Raw genomic sequence first — 20,985 nt, forward strand, 5'->3', positions numbered from 1 at the left:
TTATCGTTTGGTAAATACGCTGGAAGGACAATCAACAAACGGACGATCTTCCCCATGTCTGATCAACCTGCATTTTCAAGCACTTCATTGACGACACCGCCCTCGCCGGACGCATCGAAGACAGAGCATCTACTGTTCAAAACCTCCAACCTGACTCACTACAGAAGCAGCCTTCTTCAGGGTCTGGAGCTGATTGAAACCCGCATGAAGACCGTGAATCGCCCATTCAGTGGAATTTTACCCCGGGAACTGGCCAGACAGTTTGAAAACCTGGACCTGGACCGGCCCTGCACCGGCATCACCGAAGCCCTGGCCGAACTTGACCGGCTCTATCTCGAAGACGCCGTCTACTTCCACCATCCTCATTATACCGCTCACCTGAACTGCCCGGTGACCATTCCGGCGATCACTGCGGAGCTGATCCAGGCGTCATTCAACACCTCTGTGGACACATGGGACCAGAGCGGCGGCGCTACCTTTATTGAGCAACGGCTGATCGACTGGACTGCCGGGCGCATCGGCTTCGGCGGCGATGCAGATGGTGTTTTTACCAGCGGCGGCACCCAGTCCAACCTGATGGCCATGTTGCTGGCAAGGGACAATCTTTCCCAACATCTGTGGCAACACAGTACCCGGGAACGGGGGCTGCATCCGGATGCCCACCGATTCCGCATTTTCTGCTCCGAAGTCAGCCATTTCAGCATCCAGAAGGCAGCCGCTCTTCTGGGACTGGGTTATGACGCTGTGGTGCCGGTACCCTTTGATGACTACTATCGCATGGACGTGTCAGCCCTGATACAAGCGGTCGAGACAACGCGGACACAGGGGCTGCTGCCGTTGGCTGTCGTGGCGACCGCCGGCACCACCGATTTCGGCAGTATTGACCCGGTTACCCCGATCGCAGAGATAAGCCGGCGCGAAGGAATGTGGCTTCATGTTGATGCTGCTTATGGTTGCGGCCTGCTGACATCCTCACGCCATCGCCACTTGCTTCAGGGCATTGAACAGGCGGACTCCGTTACTGTTGACTACCACAAATCCTTTCTCCAGCCCGTCAGTTGCAGTGCCCTGCTGGTAGGCAACAGGCACAACCTGGGATGTGTGACCTGGCATGCTGAATACCTGAACCCCCTTTGCCAACGCGAGGAAGGCACCCCCAACCTGGTGGATAAAAGCCTACAGACCACGCGCCGTTTCGACGCTCTCAAGCTCTGGTTAACCCTTCGTACTCATGGCCCCGAGAGGCTTGGCGACGCTTTCGATCAGGTCATCCACCTGGCCCGACAGGCCTACCTGTTGCTCTTATCGGATAACGATATCGAGATCCTTCATCAGCCCCAGCTCAGTACCCTGGTGTTCCGTTACAGGCCCGATATGGCAATGAGTGAACCGGCGCTGGACCAGCTAAACCAGTCCATACGCAAGGCACTGATGCGTTCCGGCGAGGCCATGGTTGCCGCCACCCGGGTCCACAACCGGCAGTATCTGAAGTTCACCCTGCTAAATCCCGATACCGGGATACGGGATATCCAGGCGGTTCTGCGCCTGATCAAACGCCATGGCGCCGAGGCTCGGAGCGCTTCTTCAAACGAGTCCACCCTGCAGCCGAAGGAGGTCGCCCATGTCGGATAACACCCTGGATTTTATTGCCATCGGCCTCGGGCCGTTTAACCTGAGCCTGGCCTGCCTCGCAGAGCCGCTGGAGGACCTGGAAGGGCTGGTGCTGGACGAAAATCAGCAATTTGACTGGCATCCAGGCATGATGCTTGAGAATGCCCGTCTGCAAACCCCGTTCCTGTCGGATCTGGTAACCCTGGCGGATCCCACCAGCCGCTACAGTTTTCTCAACTATCTCAAGGCCAGCGGCCGTATCTACTCTTTCTACATTCGTGAAAGTTTTTTCCTGCTGCGCCGCGAGTACAACCAGTACTGTCAGTGGGCAGCGGGTCAGTTAAGTAATGTTCGCTTCAACACCCGCGTGGAAGCCATCCACTATGATGATGCCGGGAACCATTACGTGGTGCAGGCACGCTGTACCCGAAGCGGACAGCAAAAGCAGTTCCGCGCCCGGCGGCTGATACTGGGTACAGGCCCACGTCCGGCGATACCGCCCTGCTGTGAACACCTGGACAGCTCCGCCATTCACTCGTCCGACTACCTCAGCCACAAGTCCTGCCTGCAGTCGCAGCCGTCCATCACCGTGCTGGGAAGCGGCCAAAGCGCGGCCGAGATATTCCATGACCTGCTCCAGGACATTGACCGCTATGGGTACCAACTGAACTGGGTCACCCGCTCACCCCGCTTCTTTCCGTTGGAGTACAGCAAACTGACCCTGGAGATGACCTCTCCCGAGTACGTGGACTATTTCCATCAACTACCGTCAGAGACCCGCGACGACCTGGTGACCAATCAGAAACATCTCTACAAGGGTATTAATACCGACCTGATTAACGACATCTTCGACCTGTTGTACACCAAACACCTGTCGTCCGATGTGCCCGTTAACCTGCTTACCAACGCCAGGCTGGATTCCGCGCGATACCATGGCGACAGCAAACACCATGAACTGGCTTTCCATCATCTGGAACAGGACAGACCTTTCGTGCTGAACACTGCTGGCCTGGTACTGGCCACCGGCTACCAGTACCGGGAACCCGCTTTCCTGGAAGGTATCTCCGATCGTATCCGTCGTGATGGCCGGGGCCGGTTTGCGGTCCGGCGCAACTACAGCATCGACCATCAGGGTCAGGATATCTTTGTGCAGAATGCGGAATTGCACACCCACGGCTTTGTGACGCCCGACCTGGGTATGGCCTGCTACCGCAACGCCTGGATCCTGCGGGCACTGACAGGGCGGGAACCCTATGCCATAGAGCAGGCCATCGCCTTCCAGCACTTTGGTACTCCGGAATCCTTTCCCGCCCAGGAAGGTGCCAATCCACTCACGGAGCCGGCGTAATATGGCTATCTCCGTCAAGCACTGGCTGATTGGCATCACCATCGCAGCAGTAGTCAGTGATTCCATGTTGCTGCCTTTCTACCCACATTTTTTTGCCAGCGTGTTCGGAATCACCGACCCGGGTCATATCGGGCTTTACCTCAGTGCCTGCTGTCTCACTATCGTGTTGGCCTTCCCGATGTGGGCCAGGGCTTCCCGGTGGATATCTGTCCTGAAGCTACTGATTCCCACACAATTGGCGGCGGGGGTTCTCAGTATCCTCTGCTACTGGGCAGAGACCCCGATGTCTTTCTGGATTCTGTCGCTGCTCATGCTGGTGTTCAAGGGCAGCTACCTGCTGGTCTACCCGATGATCATGGCCGCCGAACGCAGGGACAACCATGGCAATACCATCGGCCTGTTATCGGTGGTGGTTCACATTGGTGGTATTGCCGGCGCCGTGCTCGGCGGCGTGGTACTGCAGTGGTTCGAGCCCCGTCAGGTATTCCTGGTGATGGCGGTGAGTGATTTTCTCCAGACCGGCGTCTGTCTCTACCTCACTCGCCGCCCCGACCCCGGATCAGCGGAACGGCATGACTCAACACCGGAAAAGAGCCGGGTAACCTCTGCGGTCATCTACAGGCTGGGATTGGTGATGTTCCTGTTCTATTTCAGCGCCTACCTTACCCGGCCGTTCTTCGTACGCTACTGGGAATCGGTGACCCGGTCCGGGGGAGAAGCCCTCTCCGGGCTGGTGTTTGCCATTCCGGCTGGCATCGCCATCCTGGCACTTTGCCTGAGTTTCCACAGAGGACATACCCGGTCGCCAGGAGACGGACTGCTCGCCGCCATGATGCTGGGAGGCGTTGGGCTGGCGCTGCAGGGACTGAACCAGGAATGGCTGATCCTGTCAGGACGCTGCCTGTTTGGCTGGGCCCTGTTCCAGAGCACTGTCCAGCTGGACCAGCTGCTGTTTGCCCTGAGTCATCCCGGGGCGTACGCCGCCGATTTCAGCAAGATCAATATCTTCCAGCAGCTGGGGGTTCTCGCAGCTGCATCATCCGCCGGCGGACTTGTGGGCCTGTTGGGACTGCAAATGCCCTTTGTGGTCGCAGCTGTCGGCCTGGTGCTGACCGCTGCCCTGTATGGCCTCCTGTTCCACCATAGCCGGCACCGCCTGCAACCATCCACCTGACCAGGGAATGATCATGAACGATGTCACCTACCACTATGAACAATGCCTGCCATCGCTGGGTCAATTCAGCGTTCGTCCTGTGCAGTTACCGGACGATCTGACACTGATCCATCAATGGCTCAGTGATGACCATGCCCGTTTCTGGGGGATGCAGGACATGTCGAAGGCCCAACTTGACGACTTTTACCGCTCCCTGAGGGCCTCGGGGGAGGGAGATGCCTTTGTCGGTCTGCACAATGGCCACCCCTGTTTCCTGATAGAGACCTATCGGCCGGAGCAGTCCCCCCTGGCGGAACACTACCCGGTACAACCGGGCGACCTGGGTATGCATATCCTGATTGCACCGACGGCAAGGCCTATTCACGGCTTTACCCGTGGCGTGTTCACCGTTCTGATGGGGTTCCTGTTCGAAGCCCTGGATGCCCGGCGCGTTGTTGTCGAGCCGGATGTCAGTAACGACCGCATTCATCAGCTGAATCGTTTTGCCGGTTTCCAGTACGACCGGGTCATCTCTCTCCCCGACAAACAGGCCCATCTGGCTTTCTGTGATTACGCGCAGTTCCGCCAGGCGATAACCAACAACCCCGGGCTGGCCTGCGACCACCTGCAGCGGGACCTGTGGCAACACGTCAACATCCTGCTGGTTCGTAAGGCCCTGAGTGAGTTCACCCATGAACAACTGCTGCATCCGCAGCCGGTATCGGAACAGGACGGTTGGGGCGAATATCGCGTCACGGCCGACCAGCCGGACGTCGAGTACTGTTTCCAGGCGCGGATACTGGCGCTGGATCATTGGCTCATAGATCCGTCATCCATTCAAAAACGGGTAGCCGGCAATAACACCGATGTGGATGCCCTGCGCTTTATCATTGAGTTTCGCGAGACCCTTGGAATCCAGGACGCCATGCTGCCCACCTACCTGGAAGAGATTGCCAGCACTCTTTACGGCAGCGCCTTTAAACATCGCCGCCCGGGACTTGATGCCACCTCCCTGGTGAATGCGGATTTCCAGAAGCTGGAATCGGCAATGATGGAAGGTCATCCCTGCTTCGTTGCCAATAACGGCCGCATTGGCTTTGATGCCCGGGATTATCAGGCCTATGCCCCGGAAGCGGGTGCGCCAATCCGCCTGATCTGGGTGGCGGCGCATAGGGACAGTACCACCGTAGCCAGCAGCGACGAACAGGGTTTCAATGGAATGATACGTGATGAGCTGGGAGACCATCAGTTTGACGCCTTCATGACTCTGCTCAGGCAACGGTCTCTGGACCCCGATGAGTACTACCTGCTGCCAGTGCACCCCTGGCAGTGGTACAACAAACTGACACATGTCTTTGCCGCCGATATCGCCATGGAGAAACTGGTCTACCTGGGTGAGGGTCAGGACCGCTACCGGGCCCAGCAATCCATCCGCACGTTTTTCAACAACGATCGGCCACACCGACACTATGTCAAAACGGCGCTTTCAATCCTCAACATGGGCTTCATGCGGGGCCTGTCGCCCTACTATATGAGCACGACACCAGCCATTAACGATTTTCTCCATGACCTTGTGAATCAGGATCCATATCTGGCCACTACCGGCTTCAGCCTGTTACGCGAGGTGGCCGGTATTGGCTACACCAACGCCCATTTCGAGGAAGCTGTCGACAAGCACAGCCCTTACCGCAAGATGCTGTCGGCTCTCTGGCGGGAAAGCCCGGTGCCACAACTGAAAGAAAACCAGAAACTGATGACCATGGCCGGACTCCTGCATGTGGATGCTGGCGGCAACGCCCTGCTACCAGCTCTGGTTGCCGCATCCGGGCTGGATACAAAAAGTTGGATACAGCACTTCCTGCGTGGCTACATGAGCCCTCTGCTTCACTGTTTTTACGCCCATGACCTGGTATTCATGCCTCACGGTGAAAACCTGATTCTGGTACTGGAAAACAATGTGCCGGTACGTGCCATCATGAAGGATATTGCCGAAGAAGCTGCCATCATGAACACCGACATCCTGCTATCGGAAGAGGTGCGACGATTGCAGGTAGAGGTACCGGAGGAGCTCAGGGTACTGTCAATTTTCACTGATCTGTTCGACTGCATTTTCCGCTTCATGTCCGCCATTCTTGATGAGCAGGGTGACTTTCCCGAGTCCCGTTTCTGGCAGCTGGTGGCAGACTGCGTTCATGAGTATCAGGCAGGCCATCCGGAACTGGCCGATAAGTTCCGTCGCCATGACCTGTTTGCTCCGGAATTTACCCGTTCCTGCCTGAACCGACTGCAGCTGGCCAACAATCAACAGATGATTGATCTGGCAGATCCGGCGGGCAACCTGCAGTTCCACGGCACCCTGATCAATCCCATTGCGCGCCACGCCCGCCGGTAGTGTCCGCGCCACGGGCGGAGTCGCAGGGACGCGACGACTGGCTTCAGGAGGTTGAAATTTCCGGGGCCAACCCCATTGAGTTCCTGTCCGCCATTCGCGCGGAATTCCATACCAAATCAACTTGTTATTTTTTTGCTTTTTGGGAGCCCGACGGGGTTCCCCTGTGCGATAGAAAGATAGGGAGGTTTGACCATGGAGACTCGTACCGACGATCTTTACCCCACACGACTTGAGCGCCCCACGGCAAGTTTCGAACGACTGGACCCGGTGGTGTACAGTACCGGACGAGACCGCACTGACGGCCCACTGAGCGAAACTGAACTGGCCCAATACGAGAGGGACGGCTTCCTGGTATTCAATAACTTTCTGGATACCACCACTGTTCAGAGGTTCCGTGAGGACTTGCGCGCCTATGAGAACGACGACTCCATCATTCAGTCAGAAGGAACCATCACCGAGCCGGGGAAACAGGAAATACGCTCTGTTTTCGGTATTCACGAGCTTTCGGACCGATTTGACCGCCTGACCCGTGACCCTCACATTCTGGGAATGGTGCATCAGTTGCTTGGCAGTGACGCTTACATTCACCAGTCCCGCATCAACTTCAAGCCTGGCTTCCATGGTAAAGGCTTTGACTGGCACTCGGACTTCGAAACCTGGCATGCTGAAGATGGTATGCCGCGCATGCGCTCCGTGAGCTTTTCCATTGCCCTGACCGATAACACACCATTCAATGGGCCGCTGATGCTGGTGCCGGGTTCCCACAAGACCTTTATCCCCTGTGTCGGTCGCACCCCCGAGGACAACTACCAGTCATCACTGAAAAAGCAGGAACTGGGGGTACCGGCGGACCAGGACCTTGACCGAATGATCGATAAGCACGGTATCCAGGCACCCACTGGCCCGGCCGGATCGCTGATCATATTCGAATGCAATACTCTGCACGCCTCCAACGCCAACATGTCACCCTGGCCACGCAGTAACCTGTTTTTCGTCTACAACAGTGTGGAGAACCAGTTGGTCCAGCCGTTCTGTGGAAACAAGCCAAGGCCGGGGTTCCTCGGCAACCGGACCCGCACCGATGCTATCAGGACACTGGATACTGTGGACCAGCGCAGGACCGGTTAACGTGCCCGCGGGGAAGGGAGCCTAAGCTCCCTTCCGACATTGTAAGTATGCACTTACTTACCGATACAGAAACTGCTGAAAATCTTGCCCAACAGTTCATCCGGCGTCATTGCGCCGGTAATTTCTCCCAGCGCATCCTGGGCAGCACGCAGGTCTTCTGCCAGCAACTCGCCGGCGCCGTAGCCCTGTAACTGGTCTTCACCCTGCCGCAAGAAGTCCCGAGCCCGCTCCAGCGCATCCAGATGACGGCGCCGGGCGATAAACCCGCCTTCGGTGGTACTGGCAAATCCCATGCACTGCTTCAGGTGATCCCGAAGAACCTCAAGCCCATCGGCGGATCGGGCTGCAATCCGAATGACCGGTGCTGCCTCCGGGCCCGGTTGCTCAATGCCCACGGGCTCACCGGTCAGATCCACCTTGTTGCGGATAACCGTCAGCGGGGCACTCTCGGGTAACTGGTCGATAAAGTCCGGCCACAGACGGTGCGGCTCGGTTTCCGGTGTGGTGGTGGCATCCACCATCAAGAGTATGCGGTCGGCCTGGCGAATTTCTCCCCAGGCCCGGGCAATGCCGATCTGTTCCACTTCATCCGGACTGTCCCGCAGGCCTGCGGTATCAATGATGTGCAGGGGCATGCCATCAATGTGGATATGTTCACGCAGGACATCCCTGGTAGTACCTTCCACCGCGGTTACTATGGCAGCTTCGCGACCGGCCAGGGCGTTGAGCAGACTGGACTTGCCAGCGTTGGGACGACCGGCGATCACCACTTTCATGCCGTCCCTTAGAATGGTTCCCTGCTGCGCTTCTTCGAGAATCACCTGAAGATCCTGGATAATCGCCTGCAAGTCGTTGGCGACTTTGCCATCCGCCAGGAAATCGATTTCCTCCTCGGGAAAGTCGATGGCAGCTTCCACGTAGATGCGAAGATGTGTAACCGCCTCCACAAGGGCATCAATCCTGCGGGAAAACACTCCCTGTAGCGAACGTACAGCACAGCGGGCAGCCTGTTCCGAACTGCTTTCAATCAGATCGGCAATGGCTTCCGCCTGAGTGAGATCGAGCTTGTCGTTGAGAAACGCCCGCTCGGAAAATTCACCCGGCCGGGCCAGACGGGCGCCAAGCTCACAGACGGTTCTTAACAGCAGATCCAGAATTACGGTGCCACCGTGGCCCTGAAGCTCAAGTACATCCTCGCCGGTGAAGGAATGGGGATTGGGGAAAAACAGGGCGATACCTTCGTCGATCAGCTCGTCGTTCGTATCCAGAAAGGGGCCGTAGTGGGCATATCGCGGCCTGGGTTCAAAGCCCAGCATCTTGCTGGCAATGGCCGCTGCGTCCGGGCCGGAAACACGCACAATACCAACGCCGGACTGGCCGGGGGCTGTGGCTATGGCGGCAATGGTATCGGTGGCATTGAACATTCTGGTTATCCCCTGAAACAGCAGAGGCTCCCGGAAGGAGCCTCTGTCACTACTGGTACCGGTTAGAGTATCCGGTCAGCTTTTCCTGGCAGCGGTTTCCGCTTCAATCTTGCGGGTAATGTACCACTGCTGGCTGATGGACAGGATGTTGTTAACCAGCCAGTACAGTACGAGACCTGCCGGGAACCACAGGAAGAAGACCGTAAACACCAGTGGCATCATCTTCATGATCTTGGCCTGCATGGGGTCCGGCGGTGTCGGATTCAGGCTCATCTGCAACATCATGCTGGCACCCATCAGGATCGGCAGGATGAAATAGGGGTCCATCACTGACAGGTCCTGAATCCAGAGCATAAACGGTGCATGACGCAGCTGGACACTTTCAAACAACACCCAGTACAGGGAAATAAACACCGGCATCTGTACCAGTATGGGCAGACAGCCGCCAAGGGGATTTATCTTTTCCCGTTTGTACAGCGCCATCATTTCCTGGGACATGCGCTGGCGATCGTCTCCGTAGAGTTCCTTCAGTCGTGTCAGCTGCGGCGCAACTGCCCGCATTCTTGCCATGGAACGATAGCTGGTGGCAGAAAGCTTGAAGAAAACTGCCTTGACCAGAACCGTCAGCAGAATGATGGCGACGCCCCAGTTGCCTACCAGACCATGGAACCAGTCCAGGATTATGAACAGCGGCAATGCGATAAAGAACAGGAAACCAAAATCAACCGTCCGGTCCAGGTTGGGGGCGACGTTTTCCAGGCGCTCAATAATTTTTGGACCGATGTAGGCACGGGCAGACACTTCAGCGGTTTCGCCTGGCTCCACCTTGGTGGCCGGGTAGACAAAGCCCATCACATGAAGCGGTCCCCGCTGCGTGGACTGGAACTGAGCAGGTTGATCCCGCTCCGGTACCCATGCTGTCAGAAAATAATGTTGCAGAAACGCCAGCCAGCCATTGGTGACCGACTGGTTGACAGGGTCTTCAGACAGGTCGTCAAAGTCATACTTTTCGTAGGGATCTTCCGGTGTGCTGACAACCATGCCCAGGAACGCCCTGATACCAAGACTGTTCTGTGCCGTGGGATCAGGTGCCTGGTCCCTGACGATCTTGCCCGTCATGTTAGCCTGCCAGACTTCGTCAGACTGGTTATTGATCAGATAGCGTACATCGATCTCATAGCTATCTCGGGCGAATTGGTATTGCTTTGTGATTTCGACATTATTATCAGTGGTGTAGGTCAGATCCACTGTTAGCGTGTTTTCGCCTTCCTGTAACTCGTACCGGGTTGCCGAGGTGTTGAAAACCGGTGCGCTGCCGGTGCTCTTGCTGTCGATACCATCGCGGCCAATGAGGCCACTTTCAAGTATGTAGGTGCGCCTGTTGGTATTGGTGAGGAGCCTCAGAGATTCCTTACTGTCCAGGGAACGGTCGTACTGGAGCAGGGAACTTTCAATGAGATTGCCGCCGACACGATCGATTTTCAGTTCATAGACATCGGTACGCACGGTGATGAGCTGATCACTGACATCGACTGAACCGTTTTCGGTACTGCCGATAGCCTGGCTTTCGCCTTCCGGAGTGGCGAATTCCTCATCGGCGGATCCCGAACTACCTGCGGCTTCCTCGGGTAGCGTCATGTTGTCACTATCACCGGAGCGAGCGCTGGAACTGGTCTGTTCGGCAACCTGTTGTGTCTGCGGCTGGTTATAGTCTTCGTTCCAGGCAAGTACCATCATGTAACTGACAATGGCCAGGCCGGCAAATAATACGATGCGTTGAATATCCATAAACTTACTGTTTGGTCTGGTTAGTGTTATGGGTTTGGCTGGCCGGCCCACAGCAGGTGGAAGGCATTACCTTGCTGCAGACGTCAGTGCCCGGAACGGGATCATAACCGCCTTTTGCCCATGGATGACACCTGAGAAGTCGTTTCACCGCAAGAAAAAGACCTTTGAAAGCGCCATGGGTGGTAATGGCTTCGACGGCGTATTGGGAACAGGTGGGGTAGTGACGGCAGTGGCTGGCCATCATCGGGCTGATTGCGTACTGGTAAAATCGGATGGGCAGGAGCAACAGTTTGCGCATTAACCCGTTCCTTTGCCGGTACCGGAAAGTTCCGATGTGGTTGGTTTCTGGAGTTGGCGTCCTTTTTTCCTGAGCCGTGTCCAGAGTTCCGTCAAGGCAGCATTGAGCGTTTGATTATCAAGCTCGGCAAGCCCCCGCCTTCCAAGTACGACGATATCCAGTGCCGGATAGTCCGCCTGGTGCCTGAAGGTTTCCCGAACCCGGCGTTTGACGCGGTTGCGCTGTACGGCCAGTTTGAGGTTCTTTTTCGAGAACACCAGACCAATCCTGGCATGCCCAAGGGAATTAGGCGTTGCCAGGATCAGAAAATTCCGGTGCGGAACCCTGAGCTGTACATCGTCGAAGACTTTGCCGTAATCACTGGGCTTGAGCAGCCGGGACGATTTTGGAAAGGTCAAAGCCTTCATCAGGCGGTCAACGTCTTATGCAGACAGACGGGCACGACCTTTCGCACGACGACGGGAAATAACCTTGCGGCCGTTGGCAGTCGCCATGCGAGCACGGAATCCGTGAACGCGCTTACGCTTCAGTACGCTTGGTTGAAACGTTCTTTTCATGGTGTCGATCTCACATTACGGGTATTGGAAATTCAATGATTGGCTGGAAAATGATCAGCCAAAACAGGAGCGGCATTCTATGCAATATGCTTGAGGAATTCAATGCTTATCCGGTGCTGGTTGAGAATATCTGCGGCAGGGCCGGATGGGCCGGTTGTGTAATAAGTTCATTAGGTCTTTTTTAATTTCTTTAAGGATTATTATTACTGTTATTACACAGGCTGTTTTCTGTGGATAAGCCAAAAAACCAGAGATCTGGCAGTCAATTGGAGCAATCACAAAGCGGTTGAAAAGTGGTCATGAGCCCTGTGAATAACCATGGCACGGAATGTGGGTAAGATGACCTTGCTGAAATGGACCCAGTTATCCACCAAACATCTGATGGTTGTGCACAGGGTTGGGGGCCGGTTGCGAACAGGGGGCTGTGTGTAAGTCTGTGTGGCATTGTTTTCTGTACACAACCCTGTAGGTAAGTCTATAAGAAATTGAAAAATAAGATTTTAAATTTCCACAGGCTGTTTATTAAATGCTTTTGGCCCTTTCACTTGAGGGGTGCTCAGGTTAGAATCCTTGGTCATCTCTTTCGGCGGGTCATGGAGATCCGGTACGAGTAATTTCTGGGGCATCGGAGGCAAGGCTGTCGTGCCGAACAATATCTGGCATCAGTGTCTGGAAGTACTCCGGGACGAGTTTCCGGCTCAGCAATTCAACACCTGGCTCAGGCCCTTGCAGTCCGATCACCGCGAGGGCCAGTTGATGCTGTTTGCGCCCAACCGTTTTGTAATGGATTGGGTCAACGAAAAATACCTCAGGCGAATTGAGGAAGTATTGAAAGACCTCCACGGCGGGCAGGCCCCCCTGGTGAACATGAAAGTAGGGTCTGCCCCCAAGACGGCCGAACTGGTGGTTCGTTCAGAAACTGCGGCTCACGGCGCAGCGTCAGAACAGGAAGCTGCCAATACGGTGACGGAAGAGGAAAAAGGCATTGCAGCCACGGCGAACCCGCGTTCCGCGAAACCAAATAGCGGGGATAGTCGGCGTTCCGTGCAGGTGGAAGGTGATATCAAGCACCAGAGCTTTCTTAATGAGGGCTTTACGTTTGACACCTTTGTGGAGGGCAAGTCCAACCAGCTGGCCAGGGCCGCATCAATGCAGGTTGCAGAGAACCCGGGTGGCGTCTATAACCCGTTGTTTCTTTACGGTGGGGTTGGCCTTGGCAAAACCCACCTGATGCATGCCATCGGCAACGATATTGTTCGTCGCAATCCCAGAGCAAAGGTGGCCTATCTGCGCTCGGAGCGTTTTGTTGCGGATATGGTAAAGGCCCTTCAGCTCAACGCGATCAATGAATTCAAGCGGTATTATCGGTCTGTGGATGCTCTGCTGATTGATGATATTCAGTTTTTCGCTCGCAAGGAGCGCTCCCAGGAAGAGTTTTTCCACACCTTCAATGCGTTGCTGGAAGGGGGGCAACAGGTCATTGTGACCTGTGATCGCTTTCCGAAAGAAATTGTGGATATGGAGGAACGGCTAAAGTCACGGTTCGGGTGGGGTCTTACCGTCATGGTCGAGCCGCCGGAACTGGAAACCCGGGTAGCCATCCTTATGAAAAAGGCGGAACAGGTAAATGTAAAATTGAGCAGTGAAGCTGCCTTTTTTATTGCCCAGAAGATTCGATCGAATGTGCGGGAGCTAGAAGGGGCGCTTCGTCTGGTGATAGCGAATGCTCACTTCACTGGATCGGAAATCACGCCGCCGTTTATCCGCGAAAGCCTCAAGGATTTACTGGCGTTGCACGAAAAACAGGTTAGTATCGATAACATCCAGCGCACAGTGGCGGAATACTACAAGATCAAGGTGTCTGATCTGTTGTCGAAACGACGCACCCGGACGGTGACCCGGCCAAGGCAGGTGGCCATGTCCCTTGCCAAGGAACTGACCAACCATAGCTTGCCCGAAATCGGCGATGCCTTTGGTGGCCGAGATCACACCACCGTGTTACATGCCTGTAAGAAGATTGTAGAACTCCAGGGTACTGATCCGGGTATCCGGGAGGATTATCAGAACTTTATGCGGTTGCTCACAACCTGACCGGTTCTGTGGGTAAACAACAAACATTCACCTTCCAATAAAAGAATGCTGAGTGCCATGAAACTGACGATCAGCCGAGAATCCCTGCTTACGCCGCTACAGTCCATTGCCGGTGTGGTAGAACGAAAACAGACAATGCCGGTACTGTCGAATGTGCTGCTGGTGGCGGAAGACAATTCCCTGACCCTTACCGGCACCAACATGGAAGTGGAACTGGTGGGCCGGGTGTCGCCGGTGCATGTGGATCAGCCGGGGCGTATTACCGTTCCCGCGCGGAAATTGTCCGATATCTGTCGTGCCCTGGGCGATGAGGCGCCGATCGAACTGGCGCTGGAAGGTGATCGTCTCCACCTGCGTTGTGGTGCCAGTCACTTTACCCTGTCGACACTGCCAGCGGAGCACTTCCCCAACGTAGAGGACGAAGCTGAAAGTTTCCGGCTCGAGCTCCCCCAGAAGGAACTCAGCCGTATGTTTGATGCGACGGCGTTTGCCATGGCGCAACAGGATGTCCGTTATTATCTCAACGGGCTGTTGCTGGAAGTGGACAAGGACCATGTTCGAACGGTTGCAACCGATGGCCATCGGCTTGCCATGGCGCATTTCGATCTGCCCACAGGTTGTCCGGAGCCGCGTCAGGTCATTGTGCCGAGAAAAGGTGTGCTGGAACTTTCACGGTTGCTGGACGATGTGGAAACTCCGGTCACCCTGGTCATTGGGGATAACCATCTGCGCGCGACGGTGGGGTCCTACACCTTTACCTCCAAGCTGATAGAGGGCAAGTTCCCGGATTATAACCGGGTTATTCCCCGCGGCGGAGACAAGATCGTACTGGCGGACAGGGCAACGCTCAAGAATACGCTGCAGCGTGCCGGTATCCTTTCCCATGAAAACATCCGGGGCGTACGCCTGAACCTTGCACCCGATGAACTGCAGGTGTTCGCCAATAACCCGGATCAGGAACAGGCCGAAGACGCGTTGCCTGTTGAGTATCAGGGCGAATCTCTGCAGATCGGATTTAATGTAGGCTATCTGGTGGATGTAATGAATGCGCTGGAGGAGGATCAGGTAAAGATTACTCTGGCCAATCCCAACAGCAGCGCGCTGATTGAAGCTCCGAATGACAACCGTTGCCTTTACGTTGTGATGCCCATGCGGCTCTGACAGAAGGCAGTGTTTACAGGATAAGGAAGGAAGTGAATCATGGGAACGGTGACGAACAGCCTCAAGGGTGCTTTTCGAATCGGTCAGACTCTGTCTGTACTCGGACGCGCCGGAGCCAACTGGGTTCGGGGTGACAGGCCACCTGCTCCTCGACTGCTCAGACAGACGTTCGAATCTCTGGGTGCGACCTACATAAAGCTTGGTCAGTTTATTGCCAGCTCTCCGACCTTCTTTCCCAAGGAATACGTGGAAGAGTTCCAGTACTGTCTGGACCGTACCCCTAACCTTCCCTTCAGTGTGATCAAAAAGATCATCAGGGATGAGCTTGGGCGCCCGATAGAGGAAGTGTATTCCGATATCGACCCTGTGGCCCTGGCGTCTGCGTCAATAGCGCAGGTTCATGCCGCGAAGCTGGTTACCGGGGAAGATGTGGTGATCAAGGTTCAGAAGCCCGGAGTGGAGAACATACTGCTCACGGATCTGAACTTTCTGTATCTGTCGGCCCGGATTCTGGAGACCCTGGCACCGAAACTTTCGTGGACCTCGTTGTCCGGGATTGTGGAGGAAATCCAGCGAACCATGATGGAAGAGTGTGATTTCATCAAGGAAGCCAACAATCTGAAGGTATTCCGGGAATTCCTCCTTAATACTCACAATGAGGATGCTACGGTACCTTTGGTTTATGAAAGCTGCAGCACTCGTCGGATTCTTACCATGGAGCGATTTCATGGAGTACCACTGACCGACCTGGAGAGTATTCGGGGTTACGCGCGGGATCCGGAAAGGACACTGATCACGGCCATGAACACCTGGTTCTCAAGCCTGACCCAATGTGAGTTTTTCCATGCCGACGTCCACGCGGGTAACCTCATGGTGCTCAAGGATGGGCGGGTCGGATTTATTGATTTTGGTATTGTCGGCCGTATACGTCCGGATACCTGGCAGGCAGTCAGTGACTTTATCTCCTCGGTGATGGTTGGAAATTTTGACGGCATGGCAGACGCCATGATCCGTATTGGCATTACCCATCAGAAGGTTGAAGTCAGTGAGCTGTCCCATGACCTTCGTCGTCTGTACCAGCAGATGGACAAGATGGTGCCGGACGAGGCTCCGTATCAGCCAGACCAGGCTGAGGATGACGTGAATAATATCCTGATGGATATGGTCCGGATTGGCGAGGGCCATGGCCTTCATTTTCCAAGGGAGTTCGCGCTGTTGCTGAAACAGTTCCTGTATTTCGATCGCTACGTTCATATACTGGCGCCGGAGATGGATGTCTTTATGGACGAGCGCCTGACCATGCTGCATTAATCGCGTTCATCCGAAAGGTTTTGTGCACTGGGGCAGCGTCGTCGAAGGGCACGCTGCCTTTTTTGTCCCGTCTCTCCAGGCTGATACGTATCGTGACTTATGGCGCTCGTTAAATTGCAAACGGAACACTTCCGCAACCTCTCGCCCGCGTCGGTCACCTTCTCCCCCTCGATTAATCTTTTATTCGGTGAAAATGGTAGTGGTAAAACCAGCGTACTGGAGGCCATTGGCTATCTGGGCCTCGGTCGGTCGTTCAGGGTAAGCCGGCACCAGGCAGTCGTCAGTCATGGGCAACAGAAACTGACGGTATTTGGTGGTCTCGATTCGGGGATGGCGGAAGACACGAGTGTCCAGTCCGGCCAGCTTAGCCACCGTGTTGGAATTTCCCGCGATGTCTCGTCCAAGGAGACGACGCTGCGCGTTGATGGCGAGGCGGTTCGAAATCTGTCGTCACTGGCCCAGCATCTGCCGGTGTCGGTTATTGATCCTGGCGTGTTCGATATTATTGCCGGAGGCCCCGGAAAACGGAGGCAGTTTCTGGACTGGGCAGTGTTCCACGTGGAACCTTCCTTCGCATCGGTCTGGCAACAGTGCCAAAGAGTCACATCACAGCGGAATCAAATCCTGAGAACTGGTAGAATAGACGATGCTCTGATGAAGGTCTGGGATTCACAGTACACGGAGTTGGCAGAGCGTTTAACAAAAGCACGGACAGAAACCTTTCGACTGTTTACCAATGCTTTTAATAGCCTGCTCGGTGAGATCGAAGCGCCCTGGGTCGAAGGGCTCAAACTCGATTTTTATGCGGGTTGGGATTCGTCACAATCCCTGATGGATGTGTTGAAAGCCCATCGGGAACAGGAACAGAAAATGGGGCATACATTGTATGGCCCTAATCGTGCCGACATAAGGCTGCGATTTCAGGGGCGCCCGGTGTCAGAAACCTTTTCCCGGGGCCAACAGAAGACGCTGGTCATATTGATGAAGATTGCTCAGGGCATGGTACTGAGCGATCTGGGTAAACAGGTCACCTTTCTGCTGGACGATATCAATGCAGAACTGGACGTGGGGCATCGGGCCATGCTCGCTCAGAAGCTCTACGAATTACGATGTCAGGTATTTCTGACGTCGATAGAGCCGCCTCGGCCTGAGGAGCTATGGCAGAACACCATGCCGGAATACAGATTGTTCCACGTGGAACATGGAAAATTGACGGAAGAATAGAATAAGGCCCGGATGATCCATCTTCATTCCTCAGAAGCAGAGGCAATGGATTCAGGCCGGGAAATCACCCTTCAGGAGTGCCCTAATGAGCGAATCGATTTACAATTCCTCCAGTATCAAGGTATTGAAAGGACTGGACGCGGTGCGGAAACGGCCCGGTATGTACATTGGTGATACCGATGACGGTACCGGCCTGCACCATATGGTTTTTGAGTTGGTGGACAACTCTATTGACGAAGCGCTGGCCGGGCACTGTTCTGAAATCGGAGTGATCATCCATCCGGACGAGTCAGTGACGGTCAAGGACAACGGCCGTGGTATACCGGTTGACCTCCATGAGGAAGAGGGTGTGTCGGCTGCAGAAGTCATCATGACCGTTCTCCACGCCGGCGGTAAGTTTGATGACAACAGCTATAAGGTCTCCGGCGGTCTGCACGGTGTTGGCGTCTCCGTTGTTAACGCCCTTTCCTCTTCTCTTACCCTGACTATCCGTCGTGATGGCAAGGTCTATGAGCAGGTCTACAATGGCGGTGTCCCGAAGGCGCCTCTGGCTGTTGTAGGCGATACCGATGCCAGCGGCACCAAAGTCCACTTTATTCCGTCACCTGAAACCTTCACCAGTATCGAGTTCCACTGGGACATTCTGGCCAAGCGCCTCCGGGAATTGGCGTTTCTGAACAGTGGTGTGCGTATCCGCCTGCAGGATGAACGTTCGGGCAAGGAAGAGGTTTTCGAGTACGAGGGTGGCCTGCGAGCCTTTGTCGAGCACCTGAACTCCAACAAAACCCCGATTAACCGGGTATTCCACTTTATCAAGGAGCGTGAAGACGGGATTGTGGTTGAAGTGGCCATGCAGTGGAACGATGCCTTCCAGGAGAACATCTACACCTTCACCAATAATATTCCACAGCGTGATGGTGGTACTCACCTGGCAGGTTTCCGTGCCGCCCTGACCCGCTCACTCAATAACTATATCGAGCATGAGGGCCTGGGCAAGAAGGCGAAAGTCAGCACATCGGGCGATGATGCCCGTGAAGGCCTGACTGCAATCATCAGCGTGAAGGTGCCAGACCCCAAGTTCTCCTCCCAGACCAAGGACAAGCTGGTTTCTTCCGAGGTGAAAACCGCCGTTGAGCAGGAACTCTACCAGTCGTTCGCTGACTTCCTGCAGGAACAGCCAAACGAGGCTAGGCTGATCGTCAACAAGATGATCGAAGCTGCGCGAGCCCGTGAAGCCGCCCGTAAGGCGCGGGACATGACCCGTCGCAAGGGTGCGCTGGACATCGCCGGCCTGCCCGGCAAGCTGGCAGACTGCCAGGAAAAAGATCCCGCCCTTTCCGAACTGTTCATTGTGGAGGGCGATTCTGCCGGCGGCAGCGCCAAGCAGGGGCGTGATCGTAAAACCCAGGCGATTCTGCCGCTGAAAGGCAAGATCCTTAACGTTGAGAAGGCGCGCTTTGACAAGATGCTGTCTTCCGTGGAAGTGGGCACCCTGATCACCGCCCTGGGTTGCGGTATCGGCCGGGAAGAATTCAATCCCGACAAACTCCGATACCATTCCCTGATCATTATGACCGACGCGGATGTGGACGGCTCCCACATCCGCACCCTGCTGCTCACCTTCCTGTTCCGACAGATGCGGGAAATCATTGAGCGTGGTCATGTTTTCATTGCCATGCCGCCTCTGTACAAGGTCAAGCGCGGCAAGCAGGAGCAGTATCTGAAGGACGAAAAAGCCAAGGAAGCCTACCTGACACAGACCGCTCTGGAAGGCGCGCAGCTATACGTAAATCCGGAAGCACCGGCGATCAAGGATTCCGCCCTGGAAACCATGGTCAAGGATTACCAGGCGGTGATGGCGATGATCGATCGTCTGTCCCGTGCGTATCCGGCCAAGGTGCTTCAGCAGATGCTGCAGAACGTGACCCTCAAGCCTGAGGATCTGAAAGAAGAGGAAGCGGTTACCCGTTGGGTTGCCCGTCTGGGTGATGGCTTACAGCTGGATACCCGCACCGGCACCAAGTACGCCTTCTCGGTGGAAAAGGATACCGAACGGAATCTGTATCTGCCGAAGGTCGTGATCTATGTCCATGGCATTCCCCACAATCATGTCTTCAGTCACGAGTTCTTCGAGTCGTCTTCATACGCCTCTATCGCCCGGATGGGCGAAACACTGGATGGACTGATCGAAGACGGCGCCTATATTCAGCGGGGCGAGCGCAAGCAAGCAGTACTGTCCTTTGAAGGTGCGCTCGACTGGTTGATGAAGGAAGCCCAGCGTGGTCTGAACATTCAACGCTATAAGGGACTGGGTGAGATGAACCCGGAGCAGCTTTGGGAAACCACTATGGACCCGGAAACGCGCCGCATGATGAAAGTCACCATCGAGGATGCCATAGCAGCCGATCAGATTTTCACGACGCTGATGGGTGATGACGTAGAACCGCGCCGTCTGTTTATCCAGACGAACGCACTGGAAGTAACCAACCTGGATATCTGACCCCGGGTCAGATGTATCCCGTCTCCGGAGTGGCCTGTTTTGTCTTCCGGGGTATAAAAAAGGCGACCATCTGGTCGCCTTTTTCTTTTAAATTCAAAATGTTAACAGATAATTTGCCAGGGTCACGGGTCATGACGTCCGGATGTTGAGTCCGAAGACTTGTCCCTGTGCTGAGCGGCCAGATGGGGCGCCATGACTTCTTCGAGCGTATATCCGGTGAGCCGTCGAATCGAACGCCACAGGTAGTAAAAAATCGCGATCATCATGATCATCGAGGGAATGGCAATCATCGGATAACTTACCAGTGTCATTCGCCCCAGCTCTTCATTGAACGCCTGGGTGCCGGAGGGACTGGTAACAATCCACTTGGCCAGCACAAAGTTCATGATGGACGAAAACAGGAACGTCAGGCTGAAGAAATAGCTGGCCTTCAGCAGCCGTGCTTCGAATTCGGCCTCACTGTTATTCTCTTTCAGGGCAGCCTGGATCTTTTCCACATCCAGCACTGTGGGGTTATAGAGTAGCGTTCTCACCAGCGGGTATCTGGTCCGGGTTGATATCAGGACTGCGATGCCAATGACGGCGGGAACGGCGGCTTCCTTGATCGCCAGCCAGCCGGCATCCAGCTCCATCAGCCCGATACCGCCGGTAAGGCCTACACTGATGATGCCCAGAACCGCGATAAAGTTGTACTTGCGGTAACGCACCAGTTCGAACAGCCCCCAGCCCATGGGAAAAGCGAGGCCGATCACCAGGGCCATGACGCTGCCCAGGTAGTCGTCACCGCTCAGCTTCATGAGAATGACGGATGGAATAATGATGCTGACTAACAGATCGACCCAGGGCCTGGGTTTGTGCGTTGGTCTTGACGGGGATTCCGGGGAGTTCATATATCTGCCTGAGGTTCGGGGAAGTAATGCTGGTAACAACCCAGCATACCGAAAAAGTGATCAGGCAGTATACGATGAATCCGTGACTAACCGAAGGATAGCCGAACCA

The 20,985-nt window shown here is 55.2% G+C and carries 16 protein-coding genes; 10 read left to right on the forward strand and 6 right to left on the reverse strand.

The annotated features are described in order from the left end of the window. The first annotated feature begins 54 nt into the window (after positions 1 to 54). The 5 genes from QPM17_RS17415 (at position 55) to thpD (ending at position 7,632) form a co-directional block, all read left to right on the forward strand. Positions 55 to 1,632: a pyridoxal phosphate-dependent decarboxylase family protein gene (locus QPM17_RS17415; RefSeq protein WP_285392308.1), complete on the forward strand. Its 1,578-nt coding sequence runs from the start codon at positions 55 to 57 to the stop codon at positions 1,630 to 1,632. Then, a complete protein-coding gene (locus QPM17_RS17420) occupies positions 1,622 to 2,959 on the forward strand; it encodes a lysine N(6)-hydroxylase/L-ornithine N(5)-oxygenase family protein (RefSeq protein WP_285392309.1) in 1,338 nt (445 codons plus the stop codon). Before QPM17_RS17415 ends, QPM17_RS17420 begins: the two co-directional genes overlap by 11 nt. A 1-nt stretch (position 2,960) precedes the next feature. Then, entirely contained in the window at positions 2,961 to 4,133 is a 1,173-nt protein-coding gene (locus QPM17_RS17425; RefSeq protein ID WP_285392310.1) for an MFS transporter, read from the forward strand. A 13-nt stretch (positions 4,134 to 4,146) separates the two neighbouring features. After that, the gene (locus QPM17_RS17430) at positions 4,147 to 6,504 is read left to right on the forward strand and encodes a GNAT family N-acetyltransferase (RefSeq protein ID WP_285392311.1); all 2,358 of its coding nucleotides are present in this window, start codon (positions 4,147 to 4,149) and stop codon (positions 6,502 to 6,504) included. A 192-nt stretch (positions 6,505 to 6,696) separates the two neighbouring features. Next, positions 6,697 to 7,632 (forward strand): ectoine hydroxylase, encoded by a 936-nt coding sequence (gene thpD / locus QPM17_RS17435; protein ID WP_285392312.1) that lies wholly within the window; start codon positions 6,697 to 6,699, stop codon positions 7,630 to 7,632. A 53-nt stretch (positions 7,633 to 7,685) separates the two neighbouring features. Here thpD and mnmE read toward each other — a convergent pair whose 3' ends face one another. From mnmE to rpmH, 5 genes are all read right to left on the reverse strand, one after another. Next, positions 7,686 to 9,056, reverse strand: coding sequence for a tRNA uridine-5-carboxymethylaminomethyl(34) synthesis GTPase MnmE (gene mnmE, locus QPM17_RS17440; protein WP_285392313.1), 1,371 nt, complete (start codon positions 9,054 to 9,056; stop codon positions 7,686 to 7,688). 75 nt (positions 9,057 to 9,131) lie between these two features. After that, positions 9,132 to 10,844, reverse strand: coding sequence for a membrane protein insertase YidC (gene yidC / locus QPM17_RS17445; protein ID WP_285392314.1), 1,713 nt, complete (start codon positions 10,842 to 10,844; stop codon positions 9,132 to 9,134). A 4-nt stretch (positions 10,845 to 10,848) separates the two neighbouring features. Next, positions 10,849 to 11,142 (reverse strand): membrane protein insertion efficiency factor YidD, encoded by a 294-nt coding sequence (gene yidD, locus QPM17_RS17450; RefSeq protein WP_285392315.1) that lies wholly within the window; start codon positions 11,140 to 11,142, stop codon positions 10,849 to 10,851. Then, a complete protein-coding gene (rnpA, locus tag QPM17_RS17455) occupies positions 11,142 to 11,549 on the reverse strand; it encodes a ribonuclease P protein component (protein ID WP_285392316.1) in 408 nt (135 codons plus the stop codon). The genes yidD and rnpA overlap by 1 nt, the downstream gene beginning before the upstream one ends. A 15-nt stretch (positions 11,550 to 11,564) precedes the next feature. After that, the gene (gene rpmH / locus QPM17_RS17460; protein WP_008172542.1) at positions 11,565 to 11,699 is read right to left on the reverse strand and encodes a 50S ribosomal protein L34; all 135 of its coding nucleotides are present in this window, start codon (positions 11,697 to 11,699) and stop codon (positions 11,565 to 11,567) included. 642 nt (positions 11,700 to 12,341) lie between these two features. Between rpmH and dnaA the strand changes: the two genes are divergently transcribed. The 5 genes from dnaA (at position 12,342) to gyrB (ending at position 19,986) form a co-directional block, all read left to right on the forward strand. After that, on the forward strand, positions 12,342 to 13,790 hold the full coding sequence (gene dnaA / locus QPM17_RS17465) for a chromosomal replication initiator protein DnaA (RefSeq protein WP_285392317.1): 1,449 nt from the start codon (positions 12,342 to 12,344) through the stop codon (positions 13,788 to 13,790). Positions 13,791 to 13,847: 57 nt separating this feature from the next. Further along, a complete protein-coding gene (dnaN, locus tag QPM17_RS17470; protein ID WP_285392318.1) occupies positions 13,848 to 14,951 on the forward strand; it encodes a DNA polymerase III subunit beta in 1,104 nt (367 codons plus the stop codon). Between the two features lie 39 nt (positions 14,952 to 14,990). After that, entirely contained in the window at positions 14,991 to 16,262 is a 1,272-nt protein-coding gene (locus QPM17_RS17475) for an ABC1 kinase family protein (RefSeq protein ID WP_285392319.1), read from the forward strand. 99 nt (positions 16,263 to 16,361) lie between these two features. After that, positions 16,362 to 17,486: a DNA replication/repair protein RecF gene (gene recF / locus QPM17_RS17480; RefSeq protein WP_285392320.1), complete on the forward strand. Its 1,125-nt coding sequence runs from the start codon at positions 16,362 to 16,364 to the stop codon at positions 17,484 to 17,486. Positions 17,487 to 17,571: 85 nt separating this feature from the next. Next, positions 17,572 to 19,986: a DNA topoisomerase (ATP-hydrolyzing) subunit B gene (gyrB, locus tag QPM17_RS17485; RefSeq protein WP_285392321.1), complete on the forward strand. Its 2,415-nt coding sequence runs from the start codon at positions 17,572 to 17,574 to the stop codon at positions 19,984 to 19,986. A 122-nt stretch (positions 19,987 to 20,108) separates the two neighbouring features. Here gyrB and QPM17_RS17490 read toward each other — a convergent pair whose 3' ends face one another. Continuing rightward, positions 20,109 to 20,876 carry a VC0807 family protein gene (locus tag QPM17_RS17490; protein WP_285392322.1) on the reverse strand — a complete coding sequence of 256 codons (768 nt, stop codon included), beginning with the start codon at positions 20,874 to 20,876 and terminating at the stop codon, positions 20,109 to 20,111. Positions 20,877 to 20,985: the final 109 nt, after the last annotated feature.

The sequence above is a fragment of the Marinobacter azerbaijanicus genome, from assembly GCF_030250645.1.
GTDB classification, from domain to species: Bacteria; Pseudomonadota; Gammaproteobacteria; order Pseudomonadales; family Oleiphilaceae; genus Marinobacter; species Marinobacter azerbaijanicus.